The sequence below is a fragment of the Chitinophagales bacterium genome (assembly GCA_016787225.1).
GTDB lineage: Bacteria > Bacteroidota > Bacteroidia > Chitinophagales > JADJOU01 > CHPMRC01.
On record JAEUUY010000006.1, the window covers coordinates 43,978 to 53,315 of the forward strand.

Consider the following 9,338-nt stretch of genomic DNA (forward strand, 5'->3'; position numbering starts at 1 on the left):
TATATAAAATAATTGCAGACAATCCAATCCTTTAACTTATAATCAGATCCTCACCTCACTAGGGTTACATCGCCTTTTCGTACTACTTTTCTACCCCCGAGATATGTGACTTCCACATAATAGATATAAACTGCCATTGGAGCTGGTTCTCCTTTATATATTCCATCCCATCCTGATAAATGAGCATCTTCTGTCTCGAACATTTTCTCTCCCCAGCGGTTAAATATCATTAGCTCTGCTCGCACTACCTTATTTGCATAAATTCTGAATGTTCTATTCTCGACATTGCTAGCTGCAGGAGCGAATGAATTCGGGATATAAAGATCATTACTATCTATGACTTTTATTCTTACGGTATCATAAACAAAACAGCGCTGATTGTACTTAACCTCTACAGCATAATTTTTGCTGACATAGGTGGTCGCTAAAGGTTCTTTGCAATCTATGCAACTAAGACCATCTGAGCTAGCCCAACGAATACTATTAACCAAGTCAGGACTTCCCTCTGTGACATCAAAGCCGAGTAATACGCTTTCTCCCAGTGCTATAGTCGTGTCTATTGGATAAGCCTTTATATTAAATACCGGATATCCTTTTATTTCAGTCTGAATAGAATCTAGACAACCATTGAAGTCTTTTATGAGTATTTGATATTTAGCTGGTTTGAGTTCATCAAATTTATTTCGCATGGTAAAGGTCAAGCCACCATCTATACTAAATGAATATGGTCTGACTCCACCTTCGGTATTTTTTATCTCCACCTCTCCATAAAGTTGCTCTCTGCAAGCTTGGTCTAGAGGTATAGGCTCTCCAGGAAAAAGTTTCTTTGGCGAGGTCACCGTATCATTTCTTAAAATGACGCAGCCTACCTTATCTGTCAAAGTTAAGCGATAAACACCAGAACCCAGTTGACTAGGACTGCTCGAGGTGTTCCCGTTTGACCAGGCATAGTTATAAGGCTTGACACCATTGGATGCCTCTATTCTAATGGCACCTTTAGATTCACCATGACATGCATTATGCGTAATAATTGATTTGACAAGTATTTGAGCAGGATTGATAAAAGTATGCGATAGCTCTTTTCTGCAACCTTTGGCATCTGTAGCCACGACTTTATGGGCCGCATCTCCTAGATTAATCGCTTTATTAGTAGTCTGATTCGAAGGCGTCCATAAATAATTAAAGCTGCCATTGCTGCCATTGGCAGTTACTTGTAGCATGCCATCGTTTCTATTATAGCAGGTCAGAGGTTTGATAGAGTCAAATACGAGATGAATGGAGTCTGGCTGAGTAATAATAAATGAATCGCGATATACACAACCTTTATTATCTGTCACAGTAAAATCATATTTCCCAGCACTTAGTCCATTAAATGCGCTATCCAAGCTAGAGGTTGATATGGAATATAGATATGGTTTTTGCCCACCTGTTGCATACAAAACGACTCGTCCCGAGTTATCATTAAAGCAATTCAATCTAAATGTATCATAACTTGCTCGAACTAAATTAACTTCTTCCAAGACCTTTGTAGTGGCAGTATCCTTACAATTATAAAAATCTGAAACTGTCAAGCTATAGTTTCCTGACGCAATATTCATGGCATTTTGTGTGATTGCGCCATGGCTCCATTGATACATAAATGGTGGAGTGCCATCGGTAATAGTTGTTACAATCTGTCCAACAGCTTTCAAACAATACGCATCCGTACTATCCAATTTTATCTTAGGAACGGTCGTTGTTGATACTATCAAAGAGTCCACGACTATACATTGTCTTCCATCTACTACGGTCAAATAATGTTTACCAGGAAGAATATGGTTGACTCTAGATCCCGTATCACCAGTACTCCAAGAATATGTAATAGGTTCTACTCCACGCATAAGAAGTGCTTGCATTTTGCCATTTTTTAAGCCACAAGTAGACTGTTCGCTTCGCGTAGAATCTGCATGTAGATATGGAGGTGTCCCAGGGTCTATATCTATATTTTTAATGTCTGTACAACCTAGAGAATCTGTAACCGTAATCCTATAAATACCTACTGCCAAACTATCAAGATCTTTCGTTGTTTTACCATTGCTCCATTGGTAGCTAAATGGCATTGTACCATCCTGTATATTTATCTTGATAGCACCATTGGCTTTATTACAGACCGCCTGAATTTTAGTTTCAACAATTAGAGGTTTTTTGCGGTCTTCAAGTATGACGGTATCCGTATGAACACAATTATTTATGTCTCTCACTGATAACCAATACTTACCAGCAGTTTGATTGGAAATAATTGCTGTCTTATCTCCTGTATTCCACGTGAGGTCGTATCCTGGTACACCTCCCAATACCAAACCTTGAATTGATCCATTAGCTAATCCACATTTTGATTTCGTAGTAGTGAAGCTAATATTCATACCAGATATTCTCGCTACATAAATAGCGCTGCTATCTTTGCAACCATAGTTATCTGTAACCACTACGCTATAGGTACCGGAATCCACACCGAATAAATTTGCAGGCGTCATATTATTGCTCCATTTAAAACTCATTGGCGGAGTACCTTGTGTGACATTCGTAGTTATCGTTCCATTATTGATATTGCATGAAGCATCTTGTTTTATGAGATTTAGCTTCGGTATAGTGCCCATAACTAAATTTGCGGATTTAGTATGTGTACAAAGACTATCCGAAACAGTGACGGTATATGAGCCTGGCGCCAATGGATGAATACTATCTATAGTGGATGTGTTGCTCCAGTTATATGTAACATTGCCTAAAGCATTTACGGCAATAGCTTTAGCGCGTCCATTATTTACCATACAACGTGGATGAAAAATATTAAACCGAATCGAATCCATTCCAATATTTCCAAGTTGGATAGTGGCTGCCACATTACAACCATATCCGTCATTTGCCGTTACACTATAACTTCCTGGCACTAAATTAGAAATAGAATCGGCAGTATTTGTATTGCTCCATATATAACTCATCCGACTAGCATGATTACTAACTGAAACTTTCAATCTTCCATTTGGCAACCGGCACTTGGCATCGTATTTTATAAGATTCACACTCGGGAAGCCTTGCTGATTTATCACAATGGAGTCTGACCAGACACAACCCTTGCTATCCGTTACGGTTAATTTATAGGTTCCTGGACTGAGATTTCTTATAGAATCGGAATTTGTAATAGTATGTGCCCATGTAAATAAGCGGCTACCCGTGCCTCCTGTCATATTGACTTTGATATATCCGTTATTTATATTACAACTTGCATTCTTTTTTATAAAAGAGCCTAGTAAAGGTTTAGAAGTATCCACAGTAACTGTATCGCTTTTTACGCAACCTCTGGCATCCACTACGCGACAGATATATCTTCCTCCATTGATATTGGCGATGTTATTAGTTCCTAAAACATTATTCCAGAAGTAAGTAATAGGCGGCTTGTTTGAACTTACATTTGCTAAGATGGAAGCATTATTCAAACCACAAGTAGCGTTTGTCACTATTAATGCGAGAGCTGGACCCGCTGAATCACCAATAGTACGAATCTCTGAAGCCTGACAGCCTAAGCTATCTGTTATAGAGACCGTATAATTTCCCGCACCAAGATTCGCAGCCATTGGAGTATTAAGCGAGGCATTATGACTCCATGCATAAGTATATGGCAGTTTTCCGCCCGATGCACTGGATATGATAGAGCCCATCTTATAGGTACAATTATCATTAACTATACTGGTAGATATAGTCGTTTTTGGAATTCGTGAAAGATAAATCGTATCTCTACGTTCGCAATTGTTAGAATCAATAATATGGCAAATCTGTCTTCCTGAATCACTTCCCACGAGTGCCAATCCAGAGAAACTTCCATTCCATACTACATTATAAGGGGGTTTGCCAGAAGTAATAATTGAAGTAGCTGAACCATTATTGAGCGCACAATGCGCAGGGCTTCCTTTCAAACTTGCTATTAAAGCAGGTTGAGCTAAAATCAAAATCGAAGCTGTATCTTGACAGCCTAAACTATCTGTAACAGTCATAGAATAATTTCCTCCATTAAGGTTTACTCTATCTTTGGTAGTTATAGAGCTTCCTTGCCATTGATATACAATAGGCTTGACTCCAAAGCCCACCGTGGTAGTAATTTTACCTTTTCCGTTTCCGCAGAGTGAATTTTCTCCTTGCAGACTGACCTCTGGTGGTAAGAAAAACTTAACCTCTGCACTATCTTTTACCTCACAATTTCTATTATCTGTGACAGTTATTGCATAAGTTCCGCTAGAAAGGGATACTATGGTGTCGAGGTTCGTGAAATCATACCACTGAATAGTGTAAGGTGGCTTACCCCCTGTAATATTTACCTTTACCTTTCCATTGTTATCTGTGCATATAGCATTCGTTGCAGTTAAGTTGATTTTTTGTGCTGCGCTATCTTTTAAATAAATTGTATCTATTGTTTCACAATTATATCCATCTTTCACCCTCACTACATAGTAGCCTGAATCCAAGTTAAACATTTCTATAGCCCCTTGATATGGCACATTCGAACTAAATGGGTTCGGTAATTTTCGAAATGCATATTCTAATCCACCTACAGTAGAAATGGCCACACCCGTTATAGCTCCGTCTGACTTACCACAATTTGGTCTAGTCTTTAAATAAATAGTTTGAGGAGATATGGTATATGCTAATGTATCTCTGAGAGTAAAGGTGCAACCGTTGCTATCCGATACCGTCACGGCATAAAGACCAGGAGCTAACGAATCTATCCTTCTACTAGTCTTACCGCCTGGACTCCAAATAAAACTATGGAGTTTATCTCCAAATACTTCCAGCGATCCGAGATTTCGTCCACAAGGTGGAGGCGTCTTTCCTAAACTTGGAAACTGTGTTGGATTTTTGGGTAAGGTTATATTAGCTGTTACATTACATTTATGTGAATCGATTACGAAGACACTAAAGCTTCGCTCCCCCGTCAAGCCAGTTTTCTTATAAACAGAATCTATTACTCCATTCCATCGTATGGTTATTGGCTGAATGACACTATCTATTTTAATATGAACCTCCCCGTTGCCTCCAATACATGTTTCGATTACTACTGAATCTCTTATAATTGGATAGTGTGTATATTCTATCTGCACCGCGGTATCATATTTACAACCAAGCGAATCTGTTACTTGTAGTTTATATTCCTTTGCCTCTAACGAATCTATAATAGCAAAAGTGTCCTTTGGAAATCTATTCCATTGATATTTATAAGGAGCAAATCCATAATTAGGTGTTGTAATAACCTTTCCCGTATGACTATCACATCGTGTCTTTGTGATGTCGAAAGTCATTCTCATATTCGTACTATCTCTCACTTTAATAGAATCCCAATAAGTACATCCTAAACTATCTCGAATACTTAAGCCATAAGTGCCAAATTTTAATGAATCTGCCACTAGTCCTTTATCTCCATTTGACCAACTGATAGTATATGGTGGGGTACCATTATAGAAGGTTAATGCAATTTTACCTGTTGAGTCCTTGCACTTCGACCGAAAAATGTCATAGGTTACAAGTATGTCACCATTTGAATTAAGATTAAAAGTGTCCTTTACTTCACATCCATTGGCATCTTTTATAGCTACAGTATATATTCCCATGGGCAAGAAGCGGACAAATCCTGTTGTTGTTGTATCACTATGTGACCATAAAAAACTAAATGGACCAGAACCGGATAAATTATACAAATGAATTAGCCCATTATGCAACCCACAGCGAGCAGGTTTGAAACTATCCGAATAGGTAGGCGATGGTCTCCTGCGAATAGAATCACTCAAAGTATCTTTACAACCAAGGGAATCAGTTATAATTAAGGTATAAAAGCCTTTAGGTTTATTTACAATATCTCTCGTGGTATCACCAGAACTCCAAGCATATTTTATAGGTAATTTACCGTTGACCACATTTGTTAGAATACGGCCCACTGTATCTGTACACATAGCATTTTTGGTGTCAAATATAATGTTTGGGTCCGACTTAGGTGCTAGATTGAAACTACGCCATTTCCTGCATTTATTCGTATCGATTAGCATAACGGAGTAGATTCCAGGCGTTCGGTTTACTAAGGATGTAGCAGTAGATCCATTGCTCCATATAATGTTGATTGGGGTTGGTCCAGAAATATTTTGAAGAAAAATAGAACCTAATGAATTATGACAAGCGGGTTGTATTACACTATCTGTAAAGTCTACTGCTGGTATAGCTTCTAGGGTATCTCTTTTTATGAATTGACATCCAAAGGAATCCGTTACAGTTAGTGAATAAATTCCTGGGGCTAATTTACTTATTGAACTAATAGTATCGCCATTACTCCAGCTATAAGTAATTTTTGGCTTGCCCCCAATGACCGTAGCTGCTATTCTTCCATTGTTTAAATTACATGTAGGACGCACAGGAGCGGTGGTCACTGTTGGTAGTGAATTATTCGTTAATGTTATTCCGGTGACTACAGAGCAGTTATTTGAGTCTGTAACAGTGACTACATAAAGTCCAGATATCAAGTTCGTTCTTGAAGCGGTAGAGGCACCTCCTGACCATGAATAAGTAAATGGAGCTTTCCCGGATACTACTTGCAGATTTATGGAACCATTTGGCAAACCACAATTTGTGTTCGTTTTGACAATATTGAGAGATACAGCCGAAGTTCCATTTACATATACAGAATCTATCCTAATGCAACCCGCACCATCTTGAATAGTTATTCGATACCAACCCATAATGAGACCACTGATAGAATGGTTTGCACTTGTAATAGCAGTTGTTGAAACACCGTTGCTCCAGGTATAAATATACGGACTAGTGCCACCACTAACTACATTGAAAGTAGCTGAGCCATTGGACTGTCCACATGTAGAGATAGTTGAAGATTTTGTCACCTGTATTCCATTGGATGAATTCAGTACAATGGTGTCTCTTTGGATACAACCTTTCGCATCGGTTAAAGTATGCACATAGGTGCCAGATCCTTTGCTAGAGATGATACTAACAGTATCACCTGTACTCCATAAATATCGATATGGCGCAACACCTCCGCTTGGTATAATTGTAATGACTCCGTTATTTAAACCACAGTTCGGTTGACTGACAGTTCGACTGGTGGAAGTGGGACTACTCGCACCAATAGGAATCATGTATTGTATAGAACAACCCAAACTATCTTGTATATTGAGTGTATATAATCCGCTGGGTCTATTATCTATAAATGTATCTGTTGAAATAACTGTAGTGCCAAGTCTCCACGTTTGAGTTATTGGTTTTACACCAGATTTTGATATAATTCTTGCCCTGCCATTATTTAATCCACAGGAGGTACTATCAATAACAAAATTAGCAGACGGAGCAGAGGTGCCAACAGAGACAACTATGGTTGTATCGATTCTACAGCCCGCTACATTTCGAATAGCGAGATTATATGTTCCTGCAGCCAGTCCATTAAACACATTACTGGCTACAAAATTGACTCCACCATTAATGGAATACTGATAAGGTGGATTCGAAATAGACCCAGTTTTTACCTTGATGCGAATAGACCCATTATTGATACCACACGATGTTTTAACTGCAATGAGCGAATCTATTTCATCACGTATGATCGAAACCTTAACTTGACTAATAGCGCTATCACGACAACCACCTGAAGTGGATACCACTACCTTATATGTCTGCGTGCTTGGTGGTTTAGCTATCGGATTGGAAATAGTAGTAGAAGACAACCATGAGGCTGGAGTCCAAGAATAGGTATAATTACTAGATAAAGGATTAGGTGTTACCTGCAGTTGAGCCGAATCTCCCTTACAATAAGCCAGATTTGGATTGAGTGACAGGATCGGAAATGGTTGAACACGCACTAAAATTGGTGTATCAGAGGCAGGACAACCCACCGCTGATATGCGAAGTTTTATAGTATCTGTAGTAAATACTGTGAGATTGGGTGCTGTATATATAGGATTTGAGCAGCTGGTGCAGGTCAACCGAGCAGCGGGGGACCAAGTAAAATTATAGCTATTATCTGTAGTGGTATAGAATAATGGCAATGTTCTTCCTGCGCACACTGAAGTATCACGTTTACCTCCGAAAATGTTTATACCACCTGCAAAATCTCGAATAATGATTAAAACAGTATCTGAATAGTTAATACTAGGCACTGAAAATACAATTCGCAATGATTCAGGCGTTTCCTTGAGTGAGTCTAAAATAGCCTGAATGTTATACAAAAAGGTAGAACTTCCTGTAGGTATAGTAAATGAAGCTGCAGCAGTATAATCATTCGCTGAGCTAGATCCTGAAAAACTGGCATTGACCGTGATAGGAGACGTAGTAGCTAATCTGGAGAAACGGATAACTCCAGGGTTACATCCTTCAATTAGTTTAATAGTATCTGGTGTAGGTACTCCATTCGTGCCTCTCTTCTCAGTAATTTCTAGCTTAATTTTTGAAGTAAAACTGTATTGTTTTAAAAATATACCACTATCGAAAAAGCCATCTGCTATATCAGCTATAGCTATTTTCATGGTATGCGTTTGAAAAGGTGAAACAGGAATTACTGCCCTTAACGTTTTTGTCATTCCATCATAGACAATATGATTATTAACTAAATTTCCTGTGTAATGCTGTATGAATGGAGCTCCTGAACCCAAAGATTGGCAATAGTTCACATAATTTGTCCACCCCGTTTGCTTCATAGTATCATTAATACTATTGGTAGAAACATTTACATTGGTTCCAGGCACTTTAGCATAATTTGTAAAACTAGTGCTAGCGGGAGGCGAGACAAAAATTCCGAAAGCATCTACGTATTGTGAACAGCCATATTCAGGATACTCCTCCGATGCAAAAGCATAATCTATAAATGCTGTATCGCCCTGTGGTATGAAGTGGAACTGCAAAAAACAGAGATCTCTCTGTATAGCAGCGCTTCCAGCTAATGAAGTTATCTGAGCATCCGTAGTTGTATTGCCCCAATTCTTACTAGCCTGCGCTAATCGATTTGCATTAATGCCTGTATCGCCGCTCACCGTCAGTACTCGACCAGTGCACAAGACAATCCCTGTATCTATGGCTAAACTTAAATTTGGCGTAGGATTTACATTTATAAAAGTTCCATTAGCTTGTGTGTTGCAGTTCAAACTCATGCCTGTACCTGGCAGTATAACTCCCCTTCCTATTAACCTACTAGCTAACTGGGTTGCTGTATGATTGGGAGTGACACTCATAGTCTGACTTTTCACATGTAGTGAAAAAAAAACAAGAACCCAAAGGAATATTTTTTGGAAATTCATAGTCTATCTCCTTTCTCAACCACA

At 38.7% G+C, this 9,338-nt stretch carries 1 protein-coding gene; it reads right to left on the reverse strand.

Annotated elements, in window-relative coordinates; translation table 11 throughout:
* Positions 1 to 50: 50 nt before the first annotated feature.
* The gene (locus tag JNL75_01215; protein ID MBL7788433.1) at positions 51 to 9,248 is read right to left on the reverse strand and encodes a choice-of-anchor L domain-containing protein; all 9,198 of its coding nucleotides are present in this window, start codon (positions 9,246 to 9,248) and stop codon (positions 51 to 53) included.
* Positions 9,249 to 9,338 lie beyond the last annotated feature (90 nt).

Excerpts from the sequence above, each read along its gene's own strand:
- JNL75_01215 (MBL7788433.1), bottom strand. The coding sequence starts at position 9,248 with ATGAGTGTCACTCCCAATCATACAGCAACCCAGTTAGCTAGTAGGTTA.